At 69.6% G+C, this 25,720-nt stretch carries 24 protein-coding genes, 1 tRNA gene and 2 pseudogenes; 14 read left to right on the top strand and 13 right to left on the bottom strand.

Annotated elements, in window-relative coordinates; all coding sequences use genetic code 11:
- Both R6V09_RS03140 and R6V09_RS03135 read right to left on the bottom strand, forming a co-directional pair.
- Positions 1 to 1,365: pseudogene (locus tag R6V09_RS03140) on the bottom strand (SUKH-4 family immunity protein); the annotation flags it as partial.
- An 8-nt stretch (positions 1,366 to 1,373) separates the two neighbouring features.
- A complete protein-coding gene (locus tag R6V09_RS03135) occupies positions 1,374 to 2,372 on the bottom strand; it encodes an SMI1/KNR4 family protein (RefSeq protein ID WP_317879777.1) in 999 nt (332 codons plus the stop codon).
- A 339-nt stretch (positions 2,373 to 2,711) separates the two neighbouring features.
- Between R6V09_RS03135 and R6V09_RS03130 the strand changes: the two genes are divergently transcribed.
- The gene (locus R6V09_RS03130) at positions 2,712 to 3,251 is read left to right on the top strand and encodes a YwqJ-related putative deaminase (protein WP_317879776.1); all 540 of its coding nucleotides are present in this window, start codon (positions 2,712 to 2,714) and stop codon (positions 3,249 to 3,251) included.
- 121 nt (positions 3,252 to 3,372) lie between these two features.
- Positions 3,373 to 3,867, top strand: coding sequence for an SUKH-3 domain-containing protein (locus R6V09_RS03125; RefSeq protein ID WP_317879775.1), 495 nt, complete (start codon positions 3,373 to 3,375; stop codon positions 3,865 to 3,867).
- 226 nt (positions 3,868 to 4,093) lie between these two features.
- On the opposite strand, the gene R6V09_RS03120 is transcribed toward R6V09_RS03125, so the two are convergent.
- Positions 4,094 to 5,416, bottom strand: a complete 1,323-nt coding sequence (locus R6V09_RS03120; RefSeq protein WP_317879774.1) for a sensor histidine kinase — start codon at positions 5,414 to 5,416, stop codon at positions 4,094 to 4,096.
- Positions 5,417 to 5,610: 194 nt separating this feature from the next.
- On the opposite strand from R6V09_RS03120, the gene R6V09_RS03115 reads away from it, so the two are divergent.
- From R6V09_RS03115 to R6V09_RS03090, 6 genes are all read left to right on the top strand, one after another.
- Positions 5,611 to 5,682: transfer RNA gene (locus R6V09_RS03115), tRNA-Gln, on the top strand.
- Positions 5,683 to 5,836: 154 nt separating this feature from the next.
- Complete coding sequence (gene glmU / locus R6V09_RS03110; protein ID WP_317879773.1) at positions 5,837 to 7,282, top strand: bifunctional UDP-N-acetylglucosamine diphosphorylase/glucosamine-1-phosphate N-acetyltransferase GlmU; 1,446 nt, start codon at positions 5,837 to 5,839, stop codon at positions 7,280 to 7,282.
- 77 nt (positions 7,283 to 7,359) lie between these two features.
- Positions 7,360 to 8,340: a ribose-phosphate diphosphokinase gene (locus R6V09_RS03105; protein WP_019064636.1), complete on the top strand. Its 981-nt coding sequence runs from the start codon at positions 7,360 to 7,362 to the stop codon at positions 8,338 to 8,340.
- A gap of 287 nt (positions 8,341 to 8,627) precedes the next feature.
- Positions 8,628 to 9,212 (top strand): 50S ribosomal protein L25/general stress protein Ctc, encoded by a 585-nt coding sequence (locus R6V09_RS03100; protein WP_317879772.1) that lies wholly within the window; start codon positions 8,628 to 8,630, stop codon positions 9,210 to 9,212.
- A gap of 79 nt (positions 9,213 to 9,291) precedes the next feature.
- The gene (pth, locus tag R6V09_RS03095; protein WP_317879771.1) at positions 9,292 to 9,894 is read left to right on the top strand and encodes an aminoacyl-tRNA hydrolase; all 603 of its coding nucleotides are present in this window, start codon (positions 9,292 to 9,294) and stop codon (positions 9,892 to 9,894) included.
- Positions 9,895 to 9,972: 78 nt separating this feature from the next.
- Positions 9,973 to 10,473, top strand: coding sequence for a hypothetical protein (locus R6V09_RS03090; RefSeq protein ID WP_317879778.1), 501 nt, complete (start codon positions 9,973 to 9,975; stop codon positions 10,471 to 10,473).
- Between the two features lie 68 nt (positions 10,474 to 10,541).
- Here the strand turns inward: R6V09_RS03090 and ppc are convergent, their stop codons facing one another.
- Positions 10,542 to 13,274, bottom strand: coding sequence for a phosphoenolpyruvate carboxylase (ppc, locus tag R6V09_RS03085; RefSeq protein ID WP_317879770.1), 2,733 nt, complete (start codon positions 13,272 to 13,274; stop codon positions 10,542 to 10,544).
- 307 nt (positions 13,275 to 13,581) lie between these two features.
- Here ppc and R6V09_RS03080 point away from each other — a divergent pair, with 307 nt between their 5' ends.
- Genes R6V09_RS03080 through R6V09_RS03070 form a run of 3 tightly spaced genes read left to right on the top strand, consistent with a single transcriptional unit; the run spans position 13,582 to position 15,562 of the window.
- Complete coding sequence (locus tag R6V09_RS03080) at positions 13,582 to 14,598, top strand: acyl-CoA desaturase (RefSeq protein WP_317879769.1); 1,017 nt, start codon at positions 13,582 to 13,584, stop codon at positions 14,596 to 14,598.
- Positions 14,595 to 15,272 (top strand): TetR/AcrR family transcriptional regulator, encoded by a 678-nt coding sequence (locus R6V09_RS03075; protein ID WP_019066628.1) that lies wholly within the window; start codon positions 14,595 to 14,597, stop codon positions 15,270 to 15,272. The genes R6V09_RS03080 and R6V09_RS03075 overlap by 4 nt, the downstream gene beginning before the upstream one ends.
- Positions 15,273 to 15,313: 41 nt before the next feature.
- Positions 15,314 to 15,562: a type II toxin-antitoxin system Phd/YefM family antitoxin gene (locus R6V09_RS03070; RefSeq protein ID WP_317879768.1), complete on the top strand. Its 249-nt coding sequence runs from the start codon at positions 15,314 to 15,316 to the stop codon at positions 15,560 to 15,562.
- Positions 15,563 to 15,700: 138 nt separating this feature from the next.
- Here the strand turns inward: R6V09_RS03070 and R6V09_RS03065 are convergent, their stop codons facing one another.
- Together R6V09_RS03065 and R6V09_RS03060 are read right to left on the bottom strand one after the other, a co-directional pair.
- Entirely contained in the window at positions 15,701 to 16,084 is a 384-nt protein-coding gene (locus tag R6V09_RS03065; protein WP_317879767.1) for a VOC family protein, read from the bottom strand.
- 3 nt (positions 16,085 to 16,087) lie between these two features.
- The gene (locus R6V09_RS03060; protein ID WP_317879766.1) at positions 16,088 to 16,891 is read right to left on the bottom strand and encodes a trans-aconitate 2-methyltransferase; all 804 of its coding nucleotides are present in this window, start codon (positions 16,889 to 16,891) and stop codon (positions 16,088 to 16,090) included.
- Positions 16,892 to 16,995: 104 nt separating this feature from the next.
- Here R6V09_RS03060 and R6V09_RS03055 point away from each other — a divergent pair, with 104 nt between their 5' ends.
- The gene (locus tag R6V09_RS03055; RefSeq protein WP_019064646.1) at positions 16,996 to 17,493 is read left to right on the top strand and encodes a MarR family winged helix-turn-helix transcriptional regulator; all 498 of its coding nucleotides are present in this window, start codon (positions 16,996 to 16,998) and stop codon (positions 17,491 to 17,493) included.
- Here the strand turns inward: R6V09_RS03055 and R6V09_RS03050 are convergent.
- Complete coding sequence (locus tag R6V09_RS03050; RefSeq protein WP_317879765.1) at positions 17,452 to 18,219, bottom strand: response regulator transcription factor; 768 nt, start codon at positions 18,217 to 18,219, stop codon at positions 17,452 to 17,454. The genes R6V09_RS03055 and R6V09_RS03050 overlap by 42 nt on opposite strands.
- A gap of 261 nt (positions 18,220 to 18,480) precedes the next feature.
- Between R6V09_RS03050 and R6V09_RS03045 the strand changes: the two genes are divergently transcribed.
- Entirely contained in the window at positions 18,481 to 18,936 is a 456-nt protein-coding gene (locus R6V09_RS03045; protein WP_317879764.1) for a GNAT family N-acetyltransferase, read from the top strand.
- Between the two features lie 37 nt (positions 18,937 to 18,973).
- A pseudogene (locus R6V09_RS03040) lies at positions 18,974 to 19,132 on the top strand (GNAT family N-acetyltransferase); the annotation flags it as partial.
- 11 nt (positions 19,133 to 19,143) lie between these two features.
- Here R6V09_RS03040 and R6V09_RS03035 read toward each other — a convergent pair.
- From R6V09_RS03035 to galT, 6 genes are all read right to left on the bottom strand, one after another.
- A complete protein-coding gene (locus R6V09_RS03035; RefSeq protein WP_317879763.1) occupies positions 19,144 to 20,298 on the bottom strand; it encodes a phosphotransferase family protein in 1,155 nt (384 codons plus the stop codon).
- A gap of 165 nt (positions 20,299 to 20,463) precedes the next feature.
- Complete coding sequence (locus R6V09_RS03030) at positions 20,464 to 21,345, bottom strand: GntR family transcriptional regulator (RefSeq protein WP_317879762.1); 882 nt, start codon at positions 21,343 to 21,345, stop codon at positions 20,464 to 20,466.
- Positions 21,346 to 21,737: 392 nt separating this feature from the next.
- Positions 21,738 to 22,469, bottom strand: coding sequence for an HAD family hydrolase (locus R6V09_RS03025; RefSeq protein WP_317879761.1), 732 nt, complete (start codon positions 22,467 to 22,469; stop codon positions 21,738 to 21,740).
- A gap of 62 nt (positions 22,470 to 22,531) precedes the next feature.
- A complete protein-coding gene (galK, locus tag R6V09_RS03020) occupies positions 22,532 to 23,674 on the bottom strand; it encodes a galactokinase (protein WP_317879760.1) in 1,143 nt (380 codons plus the stop codon).
- 11 nt (positions 23,675 to 23,685) lie between these two features.
- Positions 23,686 to 24,651: a UDP-glucose 4-epimerase GalE gene (gene galE, locus R6V09_RS03015; RefSeq protein ID WP_317879759.1), complete on the bottom strand. Its 966-nt coding sequence runs from the start codon at positions 24,649 to 24,651 to the stop codon at positions 23,686 to 23,688.
- The gene (gene galT, locus R6V09_RS03010; RefSeq protein ID WP_317879758.1) at positions 24,651 to 25,709 is read right to left on the bottom strand and encodes a galactose-1-phosphate uridylyltransferase; all 1,059 of its coding nucleotides are present in this window, start codon (positions 25,707 to 25,709) and stop codon (positions 24,651 to 24,653) included. Before galT ends, galE begins: the two co-directional genes overlap by 1 nt.
- Positions 25,710 to 25,720 lie beyond the last annotated feature (11 nt).

Here is a 25,720-nt window from a genome sequence, read left to right as displayed (position 1 = left end):
CGGGTTCGAACCACCGCTCCTCGCCCGGCGCGGCGGAGGCGCTGCCTTGCTGGTGGCCGCATCGGCGACGTCCCCGGCGTTGGGCGCGAGCACCCGCCCCGGCGCACCGGGACTCCCAGGAGCGTGCGGCACGTTGGCGGCACCGTCCGGCCCCTGGGGATACCCGTAAGCAGACGGGTCCGCCCCGGGTCCACCCTGCGGAGCACCGGAAGGCGACGCACCAGGCCCACCCGGCCCACCCGGACCCTGCGGATACCCGTAGGCAGACGGACCCACCGCAGGCCCACCCTGCGGACCACCGGAAGGCGGCGTACCGGGACCACCCGGACCACCCGGAGCACCCGGAGCACCCGGAGCACCCGGCCCCTGGGGATACCCGTACGACGGCGGAGCGGACGCCCCCTGCGGACCGGGCCCACCCGGCGACACACCCTGCGCCTCGGAACCCTGGCCGTGCGGATAGCCGTACGGCGCCGGTGTGCTGCCCTGCGGCGCACCGGGCGTACCACCAAGGCCACCAGCGCCACCGGCGCCGGGTCCACCACCCTGCCCCCGTGAACTCCCCACTCCCCCACGGGCGTTGGCGTCGTCCAGCGCCCGCGCAACTGCAGTGGGCGGGAGTTGGCTGCCGCCGGACATCAACGCGGTCTCGGCGTCGGCCGGGGTCTCGTCGTCACGCTCATTCAACGGAGGTGCGAACACGGTCGCGGGCAGCGGTACCGAACGGTCCTCGCCGACATCCGCGTTGGTGTCGGTCCCGGCCCACGGCGTAGCCCCGGCCGGCACACCAGGCGCACCCGGCACCTCGGCGCCCCCACCGGCATCCGGCCAGGCCGAAGCGGCCGGCACCCCGGCCTGCGTCTCCGGAAGCGAACGCGAACCCGACGACGGCCCTGACGGCGCAGGAGAAGGCGCAGCCGAGGCCGGGCCCGAACCCCCAACACCCGCCCCCGCACCCGGAGTTCCCGCCCCCGCCCCCCGCGGCTCCTGCATCCCAAGCTTGTCGGCCGCCTCCTGCAACCACTCCGGCGGACTCAGCAGGAACGACGTCTGGTTGAGGTCCACCCGCGCGGGAGCCGCCGGTACCGCGTCGGCGACCTCCTCGGGGCGGCCGTACTCCTCCTCGTAGCGGCGGATCACCTCACCCACCGGCAGCGCGGGCCACAGGGTGGCCTCGCCGCTGTCGCGGGCGAGTACCAGCCGCTGCCCGCCGCCGTCCGACCGCGGGCCGTCGGCGCGGTCCTCGGCCCAGGCCACGAAGCCGAGTTCGAACTCCCGCACCCGCACCTCGCGGTGCTGGTACGAGGGCACGTCCCCGTTGATCCATTCCTCGGCGCGCTCCTGCGCCTGTGCGAAGGTCACCATTGTTCAGCTCACTCCCCCACCGCGGCCGTCGAGGGCACCGGTACCGATCGCGCGAACCCGCCGTCCACCATCAGGTTCGCCACCGTCTCCAACTCCGGTGGATTTCCCGCGAGTCGGCCCAGGAACTGGTCGAAGTCGCCCCCGACGGACAGCAGCAGCCGCTCCACCCGGGCGGCCGGCGCCCAGGACGGGTCGAGGTCGCGGGCGTCGTCGTAGGCGCAGAACCACACCGAACCGAGCGCCTGGCCCTTCACCTTCACCGCGAGCAGTCCGCCCTGGACGAAGCCGACGGCCAGGTAGTCCTTGGTGAGGTGGTCGCGCAGGCATTTGTTGACGTAGACGAGATCGTTGACGGCCGCCTCGTCGCGGACCGTGAAGAACGGCTGGTCGATCAGGAGTCCCAACTCGGCGTCCAGCGCGGTGCCGATGGGCGCGCTGCCGCCGGCCGCCTTGAGGAACGACCGGTAGGCGCCCGGGAGTCGGTAGCCGAGGTCCTCCTCGACGCCCTGCACCTGTGCCTCGGTCACCGCGAGCGACGACTTCGGCAGGCCGAAGTGCGCGGGGCGGGTCTCCTGGAGCGGGCGGGTGCCGCGCTTGTTGTGGTCGACGGCCGCCGTGGCGATCCCGCCGTGGTGCCGCAGCAGCGCCTTGACCTCGACGGGGACGAGTTCGAGGCGCCGGGTGCCGACCACGTGGTGCCAGGTCCAGCCGTGCGGGGTGGCCACCGCGGGCACCGTGTCCCACAGTTCGTGCCGGGCCGCCGCCAGTGCCGCGTTCGCCGACACGTAGTCCGTCAGGCGCAGTTCGTCGACCCCGAAGCCCTCCGGGGGCTCGGCGATCTCCGCCGCCGCGCGCGCGTACGGCGAGAAGTCGGGGTAGCCGTGCTCGTCCATCCGCACCCCTCTGGGGTGACGGGCCGCCCGGACCGGGTCCGGGAAGTGCACGACCTGCCCGGCGTAGGCCGCGTTCGGTGGCGCGGCTTGTTGCCCGAGCCGACCTGTCGTCATGGCGGTTGCCCCCTGCGGCATTCAGTACGATTCACAGCAGGCGAATGTCCAACTCGCCCCACTGTGCCCCGTATCGACTGTCTCGTCTTCTTGACGTCTTCGTTCGACTGTCTCCACGCGTTCGACCGCGTGGATCGCGGTGCGGACAGCCTATGCGGTACGGCGGCACCGGTCACCGGCAGCGGTCCTCGGCGCCCGCCACCGGACCTTCACTTCCGTGACCTGCCGTCACCCCGCCGTGACAGCCCGCCGAAGCCCTGGCGTGTCGCACCGCCCCAGCTTCCGCACCAGCCACGGCATTTGGCACTCTGAGACCCGCCGGGGGATGCTCGGGAGGGGATGACGATCATGAACGCGACGCAGACGGGACCGCACACCGGGGCGCACACCGGGCCGTCAGGCGACCCCAGGGTCGGCTGGAGCGCCACCGAGGGACGGCACGCGCCGACCCTCAACCACCGCCGCGACGGCATACTTCCGACCGTCGCCGCCGCCCTCTCCGTACGCGGCGCCACCACCCTCACCGGCACCGCCGCGCGAGGCGACCAGCCGCCCGCCCTGCACCCACTGGTACAGGACTTCCTCGACACCCTCACCAGCGCCCAGCGCGACCGTTTCACCGGCCGCTGCGCCGAGGCGATCTTGATCTCCCGCCACATCGCCGCCGCCGACGCCGAGCGCAGCAGGCGCGCCGCGCGCAAGCCGATGACCAACGGCGAGGCCCGCAAGACCCTCAAGCTGGCCAAGCTCACCGCCCGCCGCATCCGCGAGGACGGCGACCCCCTGCACGGCAGCTTCGCCGCCCCCTGCCGGGCCTGCGCAGCCCTCAGCGCCCACTTCGGCGTCCGAGTCGTGGACCCCGCGACGGAGAACAGCTGACACCCACCCCCGCCACACCTGGCACCACCGCACCACCGCACCACCGGACCACCGGACCACCGTCCCTCATCACCACCGCACCACCGCACCACCGTCCCTGACGCCGACGATCGAAGGGCAGATGCACGCCGACCGCCACTCCTCCACGCGCTTCTCCGTACCTGTGGACGCCGCCCTGCGCGCCGCCGGCTGGCAGCCCGGCCGCTGGGACATAAAACAGGCCGAGATCTGGGCGGACACCCTGCGCGAACACACCTCGCCCGCCGGCCACCAGCACGCCGTGTTCCCGGCGGCGGTCGAGGCCTGGGCCGAGTTCGGCGGCCTGCGCATCGCACCCACCGGCCCCGGCCGCCAGATCGCCCCCGCCGCACTCCACCTGGACCCGCTGCACGGCCTCCACATGGCCCGTACCCTCGGCGACCTCGGCCGCGCCCTCGACACCGACGTCAGCCCCCTCGGCGAGGAACCCGACACCCAGTCCCTGCTGGCCATCGACGCCGAGGGCCGCGTCTACGCCCTCGACCACACCGGCGACTGGTACCTGGGCCCCGACATCGACCAGGCCCTGACCGCCCTAGTCGCGGGCATAGAGCCGGTACGGCTCACGGCGGGCTGAGCCGAGCGGCAGGCAGGCAGGCAGGCAGGCAGGCAACCGGTGAATACCCTGGGACGGCCGCCAGCCGCGTACGGCGAGAAGGTGTCGTGTCGGGGGGTGTCCGCCCGCAGCGGTTGGCGCGTCAACGCGCCCCCGTTCTTGAGAGACCGATTCCGCGCCGTTCCGAGGACGGACACCCCCCGACGCGGCACCGACCCACAACGACAGCCCGGCGAAAGCCCCACCCTCAAACCGCCGGAATAACCGCCGAAACCCGAAACCCACCCGCATCCGTCGGCCCCGAAACGAACACCCCGCCCAACGCGAGCACCCGCTCCCGCATCCCCACCAGCCCGTTCCCCCCGGACGGCAGCCGCGCCGCCGAAGCGGACGCGAGCTCGGGAGGCGGTTCGTTCTCGACCTGCATAGCGATCTCCGACACCCGGTGCGCGAGCCGTACGTGCGTCTTCGCGCCGGCCGCGTGCTTGTGGACGTTCGTCAACGCCTCCTGGACAACCCGGTACGCGGTCTGCTCGATCTCCGCCGCGTACGACCGGGTCTCCCCCTCCACCGACAGGTCCACAGCCATCCCGGCCGCCGCGGACTGCCCGAGCAGCTCGTCCACGTCCGACAGACACGGCCCGTCGGCCCCACCCTCGTCGTCCACGGCCCGCGAGGCCGCCGCGGCGGCGGCCACCCCCACCGCGACCAACGGCACGGCGGCCCGCTCCCGCACACCGGCCCCCGCCCCGTCCCCGCTCCGCAGCACCCCGAGCATCTCCCGCAACTCGGTGAGCGCCTGCCGCCCCATGTCCCCCACAAGGGCCGCGTTCTTGACGGCCTTCTCCGGATCCTTCCGCGCGACCGCCTGCAAGGCAGCCGCGTGCACCACCATCAGGCTCACCCGGTGCGCCACGACGTCGTGCATCTCCCGCGCGATCCGGGTCCGCTCCTCACCCCGCGCCCACTCGGCCCGCTCCTCGGCCCGCTCCGCGAGGAGCTGCAACTCCCGCTCCAGGCTGTCGGCCCGCTCCCGGAGGCTCTCCATCAGGCGCCGCCGGGCCCCGACGTACATGCCGAGCAGCACGGGCGGCGCGGTCATCCCGACCGCGATGGTGATCGAGGCGAACGGCACGAACCAGTCCCCGAGTTCCCAGGTCCCGCGCTGTGTGTCCTGCCGTACCCGCACGAACATGACGATCAGCATGCCGAGGAACGACATCCCGGCCAGCGACCCGATGATCCGGCGCGGCAGCTCGGACGCGGCCAGGGTGTAGAGGCCCACGATGCCCATCAGGTAGCCCATCTGGGCCGGAGTAATGGCAATGGACACCAGAACAACAGCGATCGGCCACTTCCGCCGCACGACCAACGTAGATCCGGCCAGCACCCCGAAGACGACGCCCACAGCCGCCGGAACCCCCGCGTCGTGCGCGAACCGGATCCCCTCCGCCCCGCACTCCGCCGCGGAGCCGACGGCAAGCCCCACGTCGAGTACCGCACTACGCCACCTGGTCCACCACCACGGCCCTCCCCGGCCCGTGGCGTGCTCTTCCCCCGTCGTGGTCATGCCTCCAGCCTACGGGCGCCGGGGCTCGCTTTTCCGTCGAGTTTCGACGACTTGCCTACACCACTGCGCGTAATCGAACAATGACGAAACCGATCACCCGGGACAAGTCCCGTCGCACGGAGGGCATCACGTACGGCATAGTGTTCTGTGCCCACTCGGCGACCAGGCTAAATGTCCGGTTCTCACGAGTTTGATCCCCCGTGGTGTAATTGGCAGCACCGTGGCTTTTGGTGCCATTTGTCCGGGTTCGAGTCCTGGCGGGGGAGCAAAAACTGAGCAACAACGGAGCAACCCCCTCTCCCAGCAACCCTCTTCGGGCCCTGACAGCACTGTCAGGGCCCACTCTCATGTCCCCCATGAAACGCCCCGGTATCCTGCGAATGTCCACCCCCCAGCATTCCGAAGCCGAAGGGCATACCCGTGAGCGCCATTCGCCCGGCAGCCGTCGTCGTACTCGCAGCGGGTGAGGGCACCCGTATGAAGTCGGCCACACCCAAGGTCCTGCACGAGATCTGTGGCCGCACCCTGGTCGGTCATGTGCTGGCCGCCGCCCGCGAGTTGGAGCCGGAGAACCTGGTCGTCGTCGTGGGCCACGCCCGCGAGAAGGTGACCGCCCACCTCGGCGAGACCGACCCCGGTGTGCGGACCGCGGTCCAGGCCGAGCAGAACGGCACGGGTCACGCCGTACGGATGGCGCTGGAGGAGCTCGGAAGCGTCGACGGGACCGTTGTCGTCGTCTGCAGTGACACCCCCCTCCTCCGTGGTGCGACCCTGCGCGAACTCACCGCCAACCACACCGCCGACGGCAACGCCGTGACCGTGCTCAGCGCCGAGGTGCCGGACTCCACGGGCTACGGCCGGATCGTGCGCGACGGCGCCTCCGGTGCGGTGACCGCGATTGTCGAGCACAAGGACGCCTCCGAGTCGCAGCGGGCGATCCGGGAGATCAACTCCGGAGTCTTCGCGTTCGACGGGCAGTTGCTCGCCGACGCCCTCGGCAAGGTGCGGACGGACAACAGCCAGGGCGAGGAGTACCTCACCGACGTCCTCGGCATCCTGCGCGAGGCCGGGCACCGGGTCGGCGCCTCCGTCGCGGGCGACCACCGCGAGATCGCCGGCATCAACAACCGTGTGCAGCTCTCCGAGGCGCGCCGCATCCTCAACGACCGGCTGCTGACCGAGGCCATGCTCGGCGGGGTCACCGTCATCGACCCGGCGACGACCTGGATCGACGTCAATGTCACCTTCGGCCAGGACGCGATCGTCCAGCCGGGCACCCAGCTGCACGGCGCCACACACATCGGCGAGGGTGCCGAGGTCGGCCCCAACAGCCGCCTGACGGACACCGTCGTCGAGGCCGGCGCCCGGGTCGACAACACCGTCGCCTACAGCTCGCACATCGGCCCGGGGGCGTCCGTCGGGCCGTACGCCTATCTCCGCCCGGGCACCCGGCTGGGCGCGAAGGGCAAGATCGGGACGTACGTCGAGACGAAGAACGCGACGATCGGGGAGGGCACGAAGATCCCGCATCTCTCCTATGTCGGGGACGCGACGATCGGCGAGTACAGCAACATCGGTGCCGCCAGCGTCTTCGTGAACTACGACGGACAGGCCAAACATCACACCACCGTCGGGTCGCACTGCCGGACAGGGTCGGACAATATGTTTGTGGCACCTGTCACGGTCGGGGACGGCGCCTACACCGCCGCCGGCTCCGTGATCACGAAGGACGTACCGCCCGGTTCGCTGGCCGTGGCCCGTGGCCAGCAGCGGAATATCGAGGGCTGGGTGGCCCGCAAGCGTCCGGGAAGCGCGGCGGCGAAGGCCGCGGAAACCGCTTCCCGCCAGGACGAGAACGAAGACTGACCGGAAACGGGTGCGTTCAGGACGGCGTACCGTGATAAACGCACACCCAGTTGAATGACCTCTGAGGAGACAGTGCTGTGACCGGGATCAAGACGACCGGCGAGAAGAAGATGATGTTCTTCTCCGGCCGCGCCCACCCCGAGCTTGCCAAGGAGGTCGCCCAGCAGCTGGGTGTCGGGGTCGTCCCGACCAAGGCCTTCGACTTCGCGAACGGCGAGATCTACGTCCGCTTCGAGGAGTCGGTGCGCGGCGCGGACTGTTTCGTGATCCAGAGCCACACGGCTCCCATCAACCAGTGGGTCATGGAGCAGCTCATCATGATCGACGCGCTCAAGCGCGCGTCGGCCCGCTCCATCACCGTCATCGTGCCGTTCTACGGCTACGCCCGGCAGGACAAGAAGCACCGCGGCCGTGAGCCGATCTCGGCCCGCCTCATCGCGGACCTGATGAAGACGGCGGGCGCCCACCGCATCCTCACCGTCGACCTGCACACCGACCAGATCCAGGGCTTCTTCGACGGACCCGTGGACCACCTCTTCGCCCTCCCGCTCCTCGCGGACTACGTGGGCTCCAAGGTCGACCGCAGCAAGCTGACCGTCGTCTCCCCGGACGCCGGCCGCGTGCGCGTCGCCGACCGCTGGTGCGACCGCCTCGGCGCGCCCCTCGCCATCGTGCACAAGCGGCGCGACAAGGACGTGGCGAACCAGGTGACCGTCCACGAGGTCGTCGGCGAGGTCAAGGGCCGCGTCTGCGTCCTGGTCGACGACATGATCGACACCGGCGGCACGATCTGCGCCGCGGCGGACGCGCTGTTCGCGCACGGTGCGGAGGACGTCATCGTGACGGCCACGCACGGTGTGCTCTCCGGCCCCGCGGCCGACCGCCTCAAGAACTCCCGCGTCAGCGAGTTCGTCCTCACCGACACTCTCCCCACGCCGGGCGAGGTGGGCGCCGACCTCGACAAGATCACGGTCCTGTCGATCGCCCCGACCATCGCCAGCGCGGTCCGTGAAGTCTTCGAGGACGGTTCGGTGACGAGCCTCTTCGACGAGCACTAGGCGCTCCGCGGGAAGGGCCGCGATGTGCAGTCGATTGTCTGCGGCGCCGTCGTGGCCGGTCGCGCAGTTCCCCGCGCCCCTTCAGGGGCGCTGATGAACCGGCGCTTCTAGAAGATCGATTTCAGTTACGGCCTTCCCGCCGAGTAAGCTGCCCAAGTTGCTCGGCGAGGGAGGCCGTACCGCTTCGCAAGAAGTTCGTACGGCGGTCCGTTATCGACGCGCTCTTCGTAGCAGGCCGATGTTCGGCCGGGTGACCACCTTCCCCAACTGTTCTACGAGGAGTGACCATGGCCGACGTCAAGCTCACCGCCGAGACCCGCACCGAGTTCGGCAAGGGTGCCGCCCGCCGTATCCGCCGTGACAAGAAGGTTCCAGCCGTGGTCTACGGCCACGGTGTGGACCCGCTGCACGTCACGCTGCCGGGCCACGAGCTGCAGCTCGCCCTGCGTACCCCGAACGTCCTGCTGACCCTGGACATCGAGGGCAAGACCCAGCTCGCGATCCCGAAGGCCGTCCAGCGTGACGCCATCAAGGGCTTCCTTGAGCACGTCGACCTGCTCACCGTGAAGAGCGGCGAGAAGGTCACCGTCGAGGTCTACGTCCACACCGAGGGCGAGCTGGCCCCGGGCTCCTTCCTGCTGGAGCACGTGCTGAGCACGATCACCGTCGAGGCCGAGGCCACGCACATCCCCGAGTCGGTCACCGTGTCCATCGCGGGCCTGGAGGCCGGTGCCTCCATCGCCGCCAAGGACATCCCGCTGCCCAAGGGCACCACGCTGGCCATCGACGAGGAGGCAGTCGTCCTCCAGGTCCTGGCCGCGCAGGCGGAGGAGGCGTCAGCCGACGCCGAGGCCGAGGGCACCGAGGCCTGATCCTCACCTTCACCACTGCTGTCAGCCGCTGTTCCCGCCGGGAGCAGCGGCTGGCGCGTATCGAAGGAGAGAAGGAGAGATGGACATGACGACCGACGCCAATGCTCCCTGGCTGATCGTCGGCCTCGGCAATCCCGGCCCCGAGTACGCCAACAACCGGCACAACGTGGGCTTCATGGTGGCCGACCTGCTCGCGGAGCGGATCGGCGGCAAGTTCAAGCGGGCCGGCAAGGCACAGGCGCAGGTCCTGGAGGGCCGGATCGGCGCACCGGGTCCGGCGAGCCGCCGGGTCGTGCTGGTGAAGCCGACGTCGTACATGAACCTGTCGGGCGGCCCGGTCAACGCGCTGCGCGACTTCTACAAGGTGCCGCTCGCGAACATCGTCGCCGTGCACGACGAGCTGGACATCGACTACGGCACCCTCCGCCTCAAGCTCGGCGGCGGCGACAACGGCCACAACGGACTGAAGTCGATGACGAAGGCGATGGGCCCGGACTACCACCGGGTGCGGTTCGGGATCGGGCGCCCGCCGGGCCGTATGCAGGTGGCGGACTTCGTGCTGAAGGACTTCTCGTCGACGGAGCGCAAGGAACTGGACTTCCTGGTGGACCGGGCGACGGACTCGGTGGAGTGTCTGGTGAGCGAGGGCCTGGAGCGGGCGCAGAGCGCGTACAACTCCTGAGCCGTCCGGCCTGCCCGGCTTGTCCGGCTCATCCGGCTTGTCGCCGGCGGGAGTTGACCGCGCGTGCGGGTATGGCCAATGATCCCCGCCATGTCTCCCGCCGCTTCCGCCTCCCCCGGCGCCTTCGCCGCACTGAACTTCGGACGGCTCGCGGCGATGGGCACGGTCACCGTGCTGATCCTGATCGCCGGAGTCTGGGGTTCCTGGCCCACCGCGCACAACGTGATGCTGACCAAGGGCCGCGAGAGCGGCACGATCCAGGTCACCGCGTGCGCCGACGACACCTGCACCGGGCCGTACACACCGGTCTCCGAGGGGTCCAGGGCCCGCGCCGAGGTCGTCATCGAGCACACGGTCGCGGTGAAGAAGGGCAAGACGTACGCGGTGGTCGTGAACCCCGGCACCGACGAGGTGATGCGCTCGGGCCCCGCCGGCATCCTCTACGCCTGGGTCCCCCTCGGCGGCGCCCTCCTGCTGGCCTCGGTGGTGGTCGCGGGCGGCCTGCGGCTGACCCGGGCGGCGTGGGTGCTGGCGGGGACAGGGATCGCCTTGCTGACGGCAGCGTTCGTAGCACTCTGAACGTTCGCAGGACATGAGGGTGCCCCCGAGCTTCTACGACAGCTCGGGGGCACCCTCTTTCGTCTTGCTCAGCCGGTGTTGCGCAGGCCCGCCGCCACACCGTTGACGGTGAGGAGCAGGGCGCGGCTCAGCAGCGGGTCGGGTTCCGCACCCGCTGCCGCCTCGTCGCGCTGGCGCTTGAGGAGGGTGACCTGGAGGTAGGAGATCGGGTCGAGGTAGGCGTCGCGGATGGTGAAGGTCTGCTTCAACACCGGGGTGGCGTCGAGGAGTTCGGCCTCACCGGTGACGCGGAGCACCTCTGCGACGGTCAGGTCGTGCTCGGCCCTGATCGTGTCGAAGACGTGCTTCAGCTCGTCCGGGACGAGGGTGTCGACGTAGTGCTGGGCGATCCGCAGGTCCGTCTTGGCGAGGGTCATCTCGACGTTGGAGATGAAGTTGCGGAAGAAGTGCCACTGTTCGTGCATCTCGTCGAGCACGGTGTCGAGACCGGCTTCGCGCAGCGCCTTCAACCCTGAACCCACGCCGTACCAGCCGGGCACGATCTGCCGGGACTGGGTCCAGCCGAACACCCACGGGATCGCGCGCAGTCCGTCGAGCGAGACGCCCGAGCCGGGGCGGCGGGAGGGCCGCGAGCCCAGGTGCAGATCGGCGAGCTGGTCCACCGGGGTGGAGGCGAGGAAGTACGTCGGAAGGTCCGGGTCCTCGACCAGCCTGCGGTAGGCGGCGTGGGCGGCGTCGCTGACCACGTCCATGGCCGCGTCCCAGCGGGCGAGAGCCTCGTCGGACTGACGGGGTGAGGTGTGCAGGGCGGAGGCCTGGAGGGTGGCGGCGACCGTCAGTTCCAGGTTCTCCCGGGCCAGCGACGGCACCAGGTACTTGTCGGAGATGACCTCGCCCTGCTCGGTCACCTTGATCTCGCCCTCCAGGGTGCCCCAGGGCTGGGCGAGGATCGCGTCGTGGGACGGGCCGCCACCGCGGCCGACGGTTCCGCCGCGACCGTGGAACAGCCTCAGCCGCACCCCGTACCGGTGGGCCACGTCACGCAGGCGCCGCTGCGCCCGGTGGATCTCCCACTGACTCGTCGTAATACCACCGAACTTGGAGGAGTCGGAGTACCCGAGCATGACCTCCTGCACATCCCCGCGCAGCGCCACGAGCCGCCGGTAGGACGGGTCGGAGAGCATGTCCTCAAGGATCGTGTCGGCGGCCTTCAGCTCGTCCGTGGTCTCCAGGAGCGGCACGATGCCGACCTTGGCCCACCCGGCGTGCAGGTCGATCAGCCCGGCCTCGCGGGCGAGGACTGCGGCGGCGAACACGTCGTCGGCGCCCTGGCACATCGAGATGATGTACGACTCGATGACCTCGGGCCCGAAGACCGCGAGGGCCTTCTTGACGGTCTCGAACACGCCGAGGGTCTTCTCACCGGCCGCGTCGACGGGCGCGGGCGTCGGGGCCAACGGCCGCCTGGACCGCAGCTCCTTGGCGAGCAGCTTGGCGCGGTACTCGCGGGGCATGTCGGAGTAGCGCCAGGACTCCTCGCCGAGCCGGTCGAAGAGCTGGCCCAGCGCGTGGTGGTGGGCGTCCGCGTGCTCGCGTACGTCCATGGTGGCGAGCTGGAGGCCGAACGCGCCGAGCGTGCGGATCGTACGGTCCATGCGGCCGTCGGCGAAGAGGCCGCCGCGGTGGGCGCGCAGCGAGGTCTGGATCAGGGTGAGGTCGTGCAGCAGCTCGGCGGTGCCGAGGTAGTCGCGGCCTGCCTGGTGCGGGGTGCCCTTGGCGAGGCGGCTCTTGGTGTTCTCCAGCTTCTGCCGGATGCAGGTGGCCTTGAGCCGGTAGGGCTCCTCGGCGTTGAGCCGCTTGTAGCGGGGGCTGATCTCGGGCAGCAGCTCCAGGTCGGCCTGGAGGGACTCCAGCAGCTCGTCCGTCGCGCCCGTGTAGCGGATGGAGTTGGAGAGGAAGCCGCGCAGCTCGTCGATCGTCTCCAGGGCGTCGTTGATGCCGTGCTCGTGCTGGAGGATCAGGACGTCCCAGGTGACCTGGGGCGTGACGTTCGGGTTGCCGTCGCGGTCGCCGCCGATCCAGGTGCCGAAGGTCAGCGGGCGGGTGTCGTCGGGCAGCTTGACGCCGACGCGCTCCAGCTCGGCGGTGAGGTCCTCCAGGACATCCCCTACGGCGCCGGCGTGCAGCTCGTCGAGGTAGTAGATGGCGTTACGGGCTTCGTCGGCCGGCTCCGGGCGTACGACCCGGAGCTCGTCGGTCTGCCAGACCAGGTCGATGTTCTCGGCCAGCCGGGTGTCGTGGCGGCGGCGGTCGGACTCGATGACCGGGGTCTCCAGGAGCGTGGCGATGCGCCGGAGCTTGTTGAGGACGGACCGGCGCGCTGCCTCGGTGGGGTGCGCGGTGAAGACCGGGCGGACGTTCAGGTTCTTGACCGTCTCGCGCAGGTGGTCGGGGTCGGCGTCCTTGAGGCGGTCGGCTGTACGGGCGAGGAGTCCGCCCTCGGCGGCACGGCGGGCGCGCAGCTCACGGCCGCGGTGCACCTGCTCGGTGACGTTGGCCAGGTGGAAGTAGGTGGAGAAGGCGCGGACCAGCTTGGCGGCGGTCTCCAGCTCGGTGCCGCGCAGCAGCTCGGCGGCGGCCTCGCCGTCCTCCCGGGTGAGGCGGCGGACCTTCTCGACCAGTTCGAGCAGTTCGGGGCCCTCCTGGCGGACGAGGGTCTCGCCGAGCAGGTCGCCCAGTCGCCGGATGTCGGCGCGCAGCTCATTGTTGGTCGTGGTGGCCTGGTCGTCGGCACTGCTCACAGGTGCGGCTCCTTGCAGTGTTTGAAGCTCGTCTGGAGGGAACCCGGACGACGGTCCCGCGGCGGCTGCCGCATACAGGACGGACATCCGGGAAGAAAACAGAGCGGACCGCGCTGTCCGACCGACACCAAGGATAGGTGTCCACTCTGACGCGCGGTCTCACGGGCTTCGTCCACCGGTCGGCGCGCTGCCATACTTACGTTGCCGTAGGTTACGGAACCGTAGGGAAGTCCATGCTGAACTGTTGCTGCCCGGCTTCCGCCGTCCGACGCTCCGCCTCCACCTCCGAACCCCACAGGGGACGCCCATGACCACGAGCTCCGATGTGATCGACGACGCCCCGCGGGCGAACGACGACGGCACTCCGCTGCCCGCCGCCACACTGGGCGGCGAGAAAAAGGGGTCGCTGGAACAACTCACGCTCCTCCTCTTCATCACCGTCCCGTTCCTGGCACTGCTCGCGGCGGTGCCGCTGGCGTGGAGCTGGGGCGGGGTGAGCTGGCTGGACCTCGGCCTGCTGGTGTTCTTCTACTACCTCGGCTGCCACGGCGTGACGATCGGCTACCACCGTTACTTCACGCACGGCTCCTTCAAGGCGAAGCGCCCGCTGCGGATCGCCATCGCGATCGCCGGGTCGATGGCGGTCGAGGGCCCGCTGGTGCGCTGGGTGGCCGACCACCGCAAGCACCACAAGTTCTCCGACGCCGAGGGCGACCCGCATTCGCCGTGGCGCTACGGCGAGACCGTGCCGGCCCTGATCAAGGGCCTGTGGTGGGCGCACATCGCCTGGATGTTCGACGAGGAGCGCACCCCGCAGGACAAGTACGCGCCGGATCTGATCAGGGACAAGGCGATCCGGACGATCTCCCGCCACTTCATCTACTGGACGATGCTGTCGCTCGCGCTGCCGGCGCTGATCGGCGGACTGGCCACGATGTCCTGGTGGGGCGCGTTCACCGGCTTCTTCTGGGGCTCGCTCGTCCGGGTCGCGCTGCTGCACCACGTCACCTGGTCGATCAACTCGATCTGCCACGCGGTCGGCAAGCGCCCCTTCAAGTCCCGTGACCGCTCGGGCAACGTGTGGTGGCTGGCGATCCTGTCCTGCGGCGAGTCCTGGCACAACCTGCACCATGCCGACCCGACGTCCGCGCGGCACGGTGTGGAGCGCGGCCAGCTCGACTCCTCGGCGCGGATCATCCGCTGGTGCGAGCAGCTCGGCTGGGCCTACGACGTGCGCTGGCCGTCACGCTCGCGTATCGATTCGCGCCGTATCTCCGGTACGGAAGGCTCTCAGCCCCGGAAGGAGTCGGCGGAGGCGGCATGATTGACGCCGTGGCGACCGATCCCAGCAGCACCCCGAGCAACGAGAAGCCCCGACGCGCGCGCCGCACCCGGATGACGGGAGCAGAACGCCGGGCCCAGCTGCTGGAAGTCGGTCGCACGCTCTTCGCGGCGAAGGGTTTCGAGGCCACGTCGGTGGAGGAGATCGCGGCGAAGGCCGGAGTCTCCAAGCCGGTGGTCTACGAGCACTTCGGCGGCAAGGAGGGCCTGTACGCGGTGGTCGTGGACCGCGAGATGCGCCGCCTCCTGGACATGGTGACCAGCTCTCTGACGGCCGGCCACCCCCGCGAACTCTGCGAACAGGCGGCCTTCGCCCTCCTCGACTACATCGAGGAGTACACGGACGGCTTCCGCATCCTGGTCCGCGACTCCCCCATCCCCCAGTCGACGGGCTCCTTCGCGTCCCTCATCTCGGACATCGCGACGCAGGTCGAGGACATCCTGGGCCGCGAGTTCAAGAGCCGCGGCTTCGACGCGAAGCTCGCCCCCCTCTACGCCCAGGCCCTGGTCGGCATGGTCGCCCTGACCGGCCAGTGGTGGCTGGACGTCCGCCGCCCGAAGAAGGCGGAGGTGGCGGCGCATCTGGTGAACCTGGCGTGGCACGGGCTGGACGGGCTGGAGGCGAAGCCGCGGTTGATAGGGCACCGGAAGAGCTGAATCAAGTGCTCGTGAGCTCGGCTCTGTGGAACCGTAGGGGCATGACGAAGATCCCGGTCGGTGAGGCCGCCGCCCAGTTCGACGACCTTGTTCACCGCGTCGCCCGCAACCGGGAGCCCATCGCCCTGACCGACGGTGGAAACGTGGTCGCGCTCCTCGTCTCCCCGCAGGCCATAGAGGATCTCGAAGACTCCCTGGCCGTCGCGGACTACCAGCGGCGCAAGGCCGAGGGGACTCTCGAACCGGGGATCCCCCACGACGAGGTCCGCCGGATTCTAGGGCTGCGGTAAGTGACCTGCGGGACAACCTGAGAACCGCGCGCCATCACCTGGGCCCGGCGATTCCTCAAGGCCAACCCCGCCGAGGATGCCCGCCGCCTACGAAGCCGTAGACGTCCTGGCCGCCCAACCCCATGATCCACATCCTCGTTACCCACCTGGGCCGGACACCGTGACCACCGCCTCCAGGAACTCCAGCCGGTTCCCCACCGGATCCTCGGAGTAGAAGCGCCGGTACCCAGGCAGGTCCTCGTCCCAAGTGACGGACGCTCCAAGGGACTTCAGCCGGGCCGCGTACGCCTCGATGTCGGTGACCCGGAGTCCGGGGTGGGCCTTCTTCGCCGGGCGGAAGTCGGCCTCGATCCCCAGGTGAAGCTGGACCGCCCCCGCCCCGAACCAGCACCCGCCCCGCGCCGCCAGCACAGGCGGCTTGGGGATCTCGACCATCCCGAGGGTGTCGACGTAGTACGCCCGCAGCGCGTCCTCCGACCCCGCCGGGGCCGCCAACTGCACATGATCCACGGCCGTGAGCATCCCTCACGCCTCCCTGCGGGCCACCGCGAACAGACGCCGGAAGGGGAGGACCGTGCCGTACTCCGCCGTCGGGTACGCCTCGCGGAGCAGGTCGCGGTACTCCGTCACGAAGGCGTCCCGCGCCTCCGGGTCGTCCGCCAGGGCCGTCAGGACGGGGCGCAGGCCGGTGCCCTTGACCCAGTCGAGGACGGGGTCGGGGCCGGGCAGGATGTGCTGGTACGTCGTCTGCCAGACGTCCGCCGAGCAGCCGAGGCGGGCCAGGCGGTCGAGGTAGACGCCGGGCGCGTGCACCGAGTCCTCCCGGCGCAGGACCTCGCCCAGGCGCCCCTTCCAGCTGGCACTGCCCGCCAGTTCGCGCATCAGGACGTGCAGGGGTGCGTCGATGTTGTCCGGCACCTGGAAGGCGAAGGTGCCGCCGGGGGCCAGCGCGGTCACCCAGTCGCCGAAGCGGTCCAGATGCCCCGGCACCCACTGCAGCGCCGCGTTCGACACGATCAGGTCGTACGGCTCCGCCGGCACCCAGCTCGTCGCGTCCGCGTGGGCGAAGTCGAGCCGGCCGCCGCCCGCCGTGGGGCCGGCGTAGGGCTCGGTCTTCGCGAGCATCTCGGGTGAGTTGTCGTAGCCGGTGATGTGCGCGGTGGGCCAGCGGTCGGCGAGGACGGCGGTCACGTTGCCGGGGCCGCAGCCGAGGTCGGCGATGCGGGGCGGGGTGCCGGGGACGTCGGTGACGCGGGCGAGGAGGTCGATGAACGGGCGGGCGCGGTGGCCGGCGTGCCGCAGGTACTGGGCGGGGTCCCAAGTCGTCATGCTTCTCACTCTCCCCGCCCGCTTATCTTGATGTCAAGAGACTTGGAATCGAGTTAGTCGATATCAAGAGACTTCATGTCGACACAACCATTACACTGATCGTCATGGAGGACGAGGTCGATCGGCTTGTCGCAGCGTGGCGCCGGGAGCGCCCCGACCTCGACGTGGAGCCACTTGAGGTGCTCAGCCGGGTGAGCAGACTGGCCCGGCACCTGGACCGGGCCCGCCGGCTGGCCTTCGCCGAGCACAGCCTCGAACCCTGGGAGTTCGACGTGCTGACGGCACTCAGGCGCGCGGGCAGCCCCTACCAGCTCTCCCCCGGCCAGCTGTTGACGCAGACCCTGGTCACGTCCGGCACGATGACGAACCGTATCGACCGCCTGGCGCAGAAGGGCCTGGTCGAGCGGCTTCCCGACCCCAGCGACCGCCGGGGCGTGCTGGTCCGGCTCACCGAGGAGGGCCAGGACCGCGCGGACCAGGCCCTGGCCGGCCTGCTGGCGCAGGAGCGCGCGATCCTCGCGGAACTCTCCCGCGCCCAGCGGGGCGAACTGGCCGGACTGCTACGCCAGTTGACCGCCCCGTTCGACAACATCCCCGGCTAGGTCGACGGGACCCACCCCCGCACGCCGGGCGAGAGCCACGGCGGCCAGCGTCGAGTGGACGCCCAACTTGCCGAGCACGTTTTGCATATGCGTCCGGACCGTGTGCGGGGAAAGGAACAGCCGCTCGGCGACCGCCTTCCGCCCGAGCCCGGCCACCATGCAGCGCAGCACCTCGCGCTCCCTCGGCGTGAGGGACTCCACCAGGCGCTCGCTCTCGGTGCGGTGCTTGCGCGCGGCCGTCAACTCGCGCAGGACCCCGGTCAGCAGGGCCGGCGGCAGATGCGTCTCGTCGCGCAGGACACCTCGGATGACGGTTAAAAGCCTGGACAGCGAGCAGTCCTTGGCGACCCAGCCGGACGCACCGGCCTGCAGGGCCAGCGCGGCCCGGCGCGGATCGTCCTTCTCGGCCAGCACGACCATCCGTACGCCCGGCTGGGCGACACGGACCCCGGCGACCAGGGAGATCCCGTCCACCAGCCCGTCCTCGTTGCCCGCCTGTACGGGCACGGCGGGCCGGATGCCCTGCACATTGCCGCCCAGGTCGGCGTCCACGAGCAGGACGTCGAATCTGCGGCCCTCGGCGTTGGCGCGCTCCATGCTGCGCAGCGCGGCGGGACCACTGCCGGCCGCGGACACGTCGACATCGGGCTCGGCCGCCAGTGCCGCGGCGAGCGATTCGGCGAAGATGCGATGGTCGTCGACGACCAGGACTCGGATGCGAACCACGAAACCCCCTTCCCCAGGCTCCTGGTGGAGCAGGGGATACCTCATCGTCGGGAGACGAAGCGATGATTGCGGGTACGACGCCCAGGAGCGGCCGAAGCCGCACGGCCGCCGCCGTGCAGAAACTGCTACCCCCACATCGGGCGTCGTACCCGACTTGTCTCGCCCCCTGATCAGCACCGGCCCCCACCGGTGCTGTTCACAGGGTACGGCCGGGGCGCAGCAGCGGAAGCTAATTTGCAGAACTGATTGTCCGGCACGTTTATGGTGAGCCGCATGTTTCGTATTGAGACGGAAGTCGACAGAGAGCGACGCGATCTGCTCCGCGCCCGGCTGCTCGAAACCAACACGGCCGCGTCCCCGGCCCTGCGGGCACTGCGCGGAACCCCTCGCGAACGTGAAGTTCCGCTTCAGGTCTGGGCGTTGGACGCCACGGGCACCCTGGCGGGCGGAGCGGTCTGCCACACCTGGGCGGACTGGCTCCACGTGACCTATCTCTGGGTGGACGGCCGCCACCGGGGATCGGGACTCGGCTCCCGGCTGCTCGCGGAGGCGGAACGCATCGCCCGCGACGAGCGCGCCTGCGTGGCGGCCCGCCTGGAGACGTGGGACTTCCAGGCCCCGGACTTCTACAAGAAGCAGGGCTACGAGGTGGTGTGCGTGATCCCGGACTATCCGCCGGGGGTTACGGAGTACACGCTGACGAAGAGGCTGGGGTGAGCCGAAGACTCCAGAGGTTGACGTGTGTGGTCGGCGCTTCCACCGGCTGGAGATGGACCACTCCAGCCGCGACCACGCCTCATGCCGGGTCGCCACCAAGTCCGGCTACCTCCTGGAAGGCAGCAAGCGCAGCGCCGCCGTACATGATGACGGCCTCCACGACATGCGTCCGCACGCTCGCATCCGAGGAGACTGAGCGGAATGTCCTCAGCGCGCGAGGCCGGCTTCTACGGGATGGGTGTGGTCGCGGACATGGTTCCCCGGGCCGGCCATCAGTCCTTCAGGGCCTGCTGTCCGCCACCGGTGAAGAATGTCGCGCACCTTGGCCTGGCTGGGAAGATGCCGCAGGCCAAGAGGCTCCGCGCCGGCTTGGAGTGCGTGCCACACGGCCGACTCGGCCTCATGCAGGAGGTCGGCCGGCGTGCGTTCCCGCTGCGGACCCTGCCGCAGCGATCGCGCGGCTCTTATGACATCGGGGAAGACCGACTGGGCCCGCTCGAAGGCGAGGTAGTGCGGCAGATCCCTGTCCATGCCCTTGGCCGCGGCCGGCACGGTCGACTCCATGGCTTCGGCCCACGCGGTGATCACGGCTCTGTGCTGGGTCTCCGGGTAGCGCATGCGGACCAGGTGGGTGGCCAGGTCGTAGAGAGGGTCGCCGTACGTCGCGAGCTCCCAGTCGACGGCGATCACGGGGGGATCGCCGTGGGCCGTGAGGACAACATTATCGCGGTGCAGGTCTCCGTGCAGTAGGCCATAGGGACGGGGAGCCATGACCGCCACGTTCGCGACCATTTGGGCCAGCACGTTCTCCCGAACGCCCAGCGCAGTGAACAGGCCCCCGTACACCGACCAGTTGGGCTGACGGATCCGACGGTCGGCCAACCACGTCAGAGTGCGCAGGTAGCCCTGACTGTCCTCGTCGTCATGCGGCCACCATCCGGGCAGCGCGGGCAGCACTTCCCGGCGTACCGTGGCTGTCTGGGCCAGGAGGTGGGCCATGTCCGAAATATGCGAGTGGTCGACGGGTTCCCCGTCCGCACACACGCGGGACAGTGGATCGCCCTCCACGTAACTGAGCACAGTCGCCGTCGCTGTGCTGGCCAGGCACTGCGGTACGTGAGGCAGCACATCTCTGAGCGAGCGCAGCAGCCGCATCTCGGACCAGGTTCTGATCACTACCTGGACAGCATCCGGCCGCGGAACGCGCACGAGCACACGGGTACCGGGTTCGCCCCCGCAGAGTCGGGCCATGTCCTCGGTGAGGGGCAGCACATAGTTGTGATTGTGGTGGCCGCCGCTGGCAGTGCCGGTCTTCTGGGCCAGTCGCACGAACTCGTCGCCGGCATCGACTGCGTTGGACACTTCACTCCTGGGAGACACCTGCAGCAGGGGATGCTTCCGCAGGCCGCTCGACGCTTGGGAGGCCTCTGGAGCATAGTGTGAAGCGCGTCTTCGTGAGTGCATTTCAGCCACTCGTGATGCCAATGGGAGACATGCCGCGGTGCGGGGTGGGCGCCTGCCCGGGCGTCACTCGGCGAGATGTTCCCAGAGCGAATCGAACCATTCCTGCTGGTCCTTCACCCACGCGGACTGTGCGTCGTCCACGTCATCGACTGTGTCGAAGTAGGTGCCGGTGGCGCCGACGCTGAGGATGTCGACCGCCTCCACCAACTCCGTCCCGCCCAGCGGGATGCGCCGCCGGGCCAGTACGTACATGGTCTGGAAGGCCTCCGTCTCATTGAGCAGGAACAACTTGAACATCGGTGCCACGGGAACACGCCTGACCTGGAAGTCGAGTTCCTTGACCGGGCCATTCGCCCGGAGATTCTGGAGCGTGTTCTCCAGGGATGACAGACAGCGGTCGGAAATCGCCAACAGGCGCTCCACGACTCTCTTGTCATCTCGTGCATCGATGTTGCGCGGGACTGGCAGCGACATCCCCCTGTCCGGAAGCAGCATCCGCAGTCTGATCTTTTCCGGCACGAGGGCCGGACTGGCCAGAATACGTCCCATCTGCATATGGAGATGGGCGTCGAGCGATTCGGACGTCAGGCAGAAGACGTCGAGCCGCACCTCTGCCCTCGCAAAGGCCCGCTCAACGAACCAGCTCATCCCTTCCCTTCGTATCCGGGCGGTGTCGTCCGCTGCGGAAGTGGTCTGGGGCACCTTGATGACGACGCGTGAACCGCTGCCCTGGCGGGACTTGATCCAGCCCTCCTCGCGCAGTTCCCCCAGGGCGCGCTGCACGGTGTCCCGGGAAACGACGAACGAGGTGGCCAGTTCTCGCTGGGACGGCAGCATGCTGCCCTCCGGGTACTCCTGGGCGAGGATGCGGCGACGCAGTTCCGTCAGAACCGTCTCGACCGCTCCGACCGCTCCGCCCGCTTCGTCGCGTCCGTCGTCACTCACACAACGACCGTACCGCGCAAGGGCGGTGGGGAAAACCAGTTTCGGTCAGGTTGGCAGACCAGTTGAACTGGTGGTTACGGGATCAAGCAGTCCGGGGATACCAACAGTGAGCCAGTTTGGTCCAATTGGCCGACTTCACTGAATCGGACGGGGGTCCTGCATGATCGCCCGGGATTTTGCGTGGTTCATAGTCCGGACTGTTGTCGCGCAACAGATCCGGACATCGTATGGAGCCCTTGGTGCAGCGCTCCTGATCCTGGTCTCCGTTCTTCTGCTCGCCTCACCCGAGGCAACAGAGCAAGAGAAGCCTCCGAAAGAGGCGAAGAGGAAGGAACTCCCCAGGGCGTGGTGGGTGCTTCTGCTGCTCTGCCTGCTGATGGCTCATGCTCAGCTCACCTGAGCACGTCCCAGACCTCCTCCAGGGATCGCACCATCCGCGACGGCTCCACACCCGCCTTCCGGAATGCCTGAACCTTGAGGGGGTCGCACGCATATCCCAGAAAGGGGACGCCGGCGGTCCGCGCCGCTTCGTAGTCCGTCGGCGCGTCACCGAGCATCAGCGCCTCCGACAGGTCGGCGGACATCGCGTCGAGCGCCAGCGACAGGGAGTTCGGGTGCGGCTTCATCAAGCGGAGGTCACGCGTACGTCCGTAGACGTGTGGGAAGAAGCGGTCGAGCCCCTTGGCGGCGAGGTAAGCGGTGGCCGCCCGGGCCGAGTTGTTGGTACTGACGGCCAACTGGACGCCCTGACCCGCCCACGCCTGGATGACGTCCTCGGCGTGGGGGGTCTCAAGGGCGGAGTCGACGGCTTTCAGTTCCTCCCCGGTCAGCCACTCCTCCAGTTTCACGATCAGGTCAGCCTCCGGACGCCGCCGGCTGATGGCGGCCAGCATGCCGTGCGGGTCCTTGCTTAAACGTTCCTCCATGGGCAGCAACTTGAACTGCTCGCCCGGCCCGAGCAAGCTGACCAGTTCGCTGGCTATCTTGGCCGCGGAGTGCCCGGCGAACAGCTCGCAGATCGGACCGTCGAGGTCCCAGAGGACGTATCGAACCGAGGACAGCAGCTTCCGGAGATCTTCAGCCGAGGCTGTCTCCGGTTCGGTCGTGGGTGTGTCAGGGGTCATCAGGAGAGTGTCAGGTTCGCGGCGACGCTTTCCCAGAGGGCGGGGAGACGACCGGTCCGGGATCAGCTCACCCGCCGCGCCCCCGCCGAAGGCACCGCCAAGAACACCCGAGGGGCGGTGTAGCCGGCCCCCGCGAAGGCCTCCTCGACCGCCTTAGTGACCGTGTCCGCGTCCGTGGCCTCGACGAGGACGATCGCCGAGCCGCCGAAGCCGCCCCCCGTCATACGGGCACCCAGCGCGCCCGCGCCGACCGCCGTGTCGACCACCAGGTCCAACTCGGGGCAGGAGATGCGGAGATCGTCGCGGAGGGATGCGTGGCCCTCGGTGAGGACCGGGCCGATCGCCCGGACCTCGCCCGCGTCGAGAAGTGAGATCACCTGGTCGACCCGGTGGTCGTCGGAGACTACGTGGCGGACGTAGCGCCGGATCCGTTCGTCGGACAGCCGGGCCAACGACGACTCCAGGTCCTCGTACGCCACGTCCCGCAGGAAGGAGGCGCCGAGTTGGCGGGCGCCCTCCTCGCAGCCCTCGCGGCGTTCCGCGTACTCACCGTCGCCGAGGGCGTGCTTCACCCGGCTGTCGACCACCAGGAGCGACAGGCCCTCCGACGCCAGGTCGAAGGGGATCTGACGGATCGTCAGGTCGCGGCAGTCGAGGTGCAGCGCGTGGCCCTCCTCGGCGCAGGCCGAGGCCGTCTGGTCCATGATGCCGCAGGGGACGCCCACGAAGTCGTTCTCCGCGCGCTGCGAGAAGCGGGCCAACTCCGGTCCGGACAGGCCCAGTTCGAAGAGGTCGTTCAGAGCCAGGGCCGTGACCACCTCCAGGGCGGCCGAGGAGGACAGGCCCGCGCCCGTCGGGACCGTGGAGGACAAGTGGATGTCCGCGCCGGTCACTTGGTGTCCCGCCTCGCGCAACACCCAGACCACGCCCGCCGGGTAGGCGGCCCAGCTGGTGTTCGTGCGCGGGGCGAGCTCGTCCACGTGCAGTTCCACCACCGGGCCCTCGATGTCCGCCGAGTGGAGGCGCAGGATGCCGTCCGTACGGCGGGACACCGCCGCCACCGCCGTGTGCGGCAGGGCGAGCGGCATCACGAAGCCCTCGTTGAAGTCGGTGTACTCGCCGATCAGGTTGACCCGGCCCGGCGCGGCCCAGACGCCCTCGGGAGCGGTCCCGTACAGCTCCTCGAAGCCCTCAAGTACACCCACGTTTTTGTCTCCTAACCCTTCGATACGTTCTGCGCGAACGCCCACGCGTCCGCGACGATGCCCGCGAGATCCGCGCGGGTCGGGTTCCAGCCGAGGCGCTCCTTGGCGCGGGTCGCCGAGGCGACCAGGGTCGCCGGGTCGCCGCCGCGGCGCGGGGCGACGACCTCGGGGATCGGGTGCCCGGTGACCTGACGGACCGTCTCGACGACCTGGCGGACCGAGAAGCCCTCGCCGTTGCCCAGGTTGCAGATCAGGTGCTCGCCGGGAGTGGCCGCCTTCAGCGCCAGCAGGTGTGCGTCGGCCAGGTCCGCCACGTGGATGTAGTCACGGACGCAGGTGCCGTCCGGCGTCGGGTAGTCGTCGCCGTAGACGGAGATCGCGTCCCGCTTGCCCTGCGCGACCTGGAGCACGAGCGGGATGAGGTGCGACTCGGGGCTGTGCCGCTCGCCGCAACTGCCGTACGCGCCCGCCACGTTGAAGTAGCGGAGGGATACGGCTCCCAGCCCGTGGGCCGCCGCCTCGCTCGTGATCATGAAGTCGACCGACAGCTTCGACGCGCCGTAGGGGTTGGTCGGGGAGGTGCGGGCGGTCTCGACGATCGGGACCTCCTCCGGCTCGCCGTACGTGGCCGCCGTGGAGGAGAAGACGAGCTTGCGGACGCCTGCCTCGCGCATCGCGGCGAGGAGGGCCATCGAGCCGCCGACGTTGTTCTCCCAGTACTTCTCGGGCTTGACGACGGACTCTCCGACCTGGGAGAACGCGGCGAAATGGAGGACGGCGTCGTACGTCGAGTCCAGCCACTTGGCGGCGTCGCGGATGTCGCCCTCGATGAACGACGCACCCGCCGGCACCCCTTCACGGAAACCCGTCGAGAGGTTGTCCAGGACGGTGACCTCGTGGCCCGCCTCCAGCAGGTGCTGGGCGACCACGCTGCCCACGTAACCCGCCCCGCCCGTCACCAGGTACTTACCGCTCATCAACTCGCTACCTCTCGCAGTCGCTCGGCCGCGCGCTCCGGCGGCACGTCGTTGATGAACACGCTCATGCCGGACTCGGAACCCGCGAGAAACTTCAGCTTGCCGGAAGTGCGGCGAATGGTGAAAAGCTCAAGGTGGAGCGCGAAGTCGTCCCTGCTCACACCCTCGAACTCCTCCAGGGTGCCGAACGGCGCCTGGTGCCAGGCGGAGATGTACGGCGTCGGAGGCTCGCCCTCACCGAAGATCCGGTCGAAGCGCCTCAAGAGTTCCAGATAGACCTTGGGGAACTCTGTGCGGGCCGCCTCGTCCAGACCGAGCAGATCGGGCACGCGGCGCTTGGGATACAGGTGGACCTCGTAGGGCCAGTGCGCCGCGTACGGCACGAAGGCGACCCAGTGTTCACCCTCAAGGACGACCCGCTCACCGGCGAGTTCACGCTCCAGGACGGCGTCGAAGAGGTTCTCCCCGCCGGTCGCCTCCTTATGAGTCGCGAGTGAACGCAGCATCAGGGCGGTGCGCGGGGTGGTGAACGGGTAGGCGTAGATCTGGCCGTGGGGATGACCGAGGGTCACACCGATCTCTTCGCCGCGGTTCTCGAAGCAGAAGACCTGCTCGACGGAGGGAAGATGCGACAGCTCCGACGTCCGGTCCGTCCACGCGTCGAGGACGAGGGCCGCCTGCTCCTCGGTCAGCGAGGCGAAGGACGCGTCGTGGTCGGAGGTGAAGCAGACCACCTCGCAGCGGCCGGAGTCGCCGGCGAGCGAGGGGAAACGGTTCTCGAACACGACGACGTCGTACGAGGAGTCCGGGATCTCGCTCAGCCGGTCGCCGGTCGTCGGGCAGAGCGGGCACTGGTCGACCGGCGGGTGGTAGATGCGGCCCTGGCGGTGCGAGGCGATCGCCACCGCGTCGCCGAGGAGCACGTCCCGCCGTACCTCCGAAGTGGTGACCGTGCGCTCCAGCGGGCGGCGGTCCACCGCGTCGCGCACGGTGTCGTCGCGCAGGTCGTAGTAGATGAGCTCACGACCGTCGGCCAACCGGGTCGAGGTCTTCTTCACGCCGGGACTCC

This window comes from Streptomyces sp. W16 (assembly GCF_033194735.1).
In the GTDB taxonomy this organism is placed as follows: domain Bacteria; phylum Actinomycetota; class Actinomycetes; order Streptomycetales; family Streptomycetaceae; genus Streptomyces.
The sequence above is the reverse complement of the archived record's forward strand: the minus strand, read 5'-3'. Positions and strand labels throughout refer to the sequence as shown.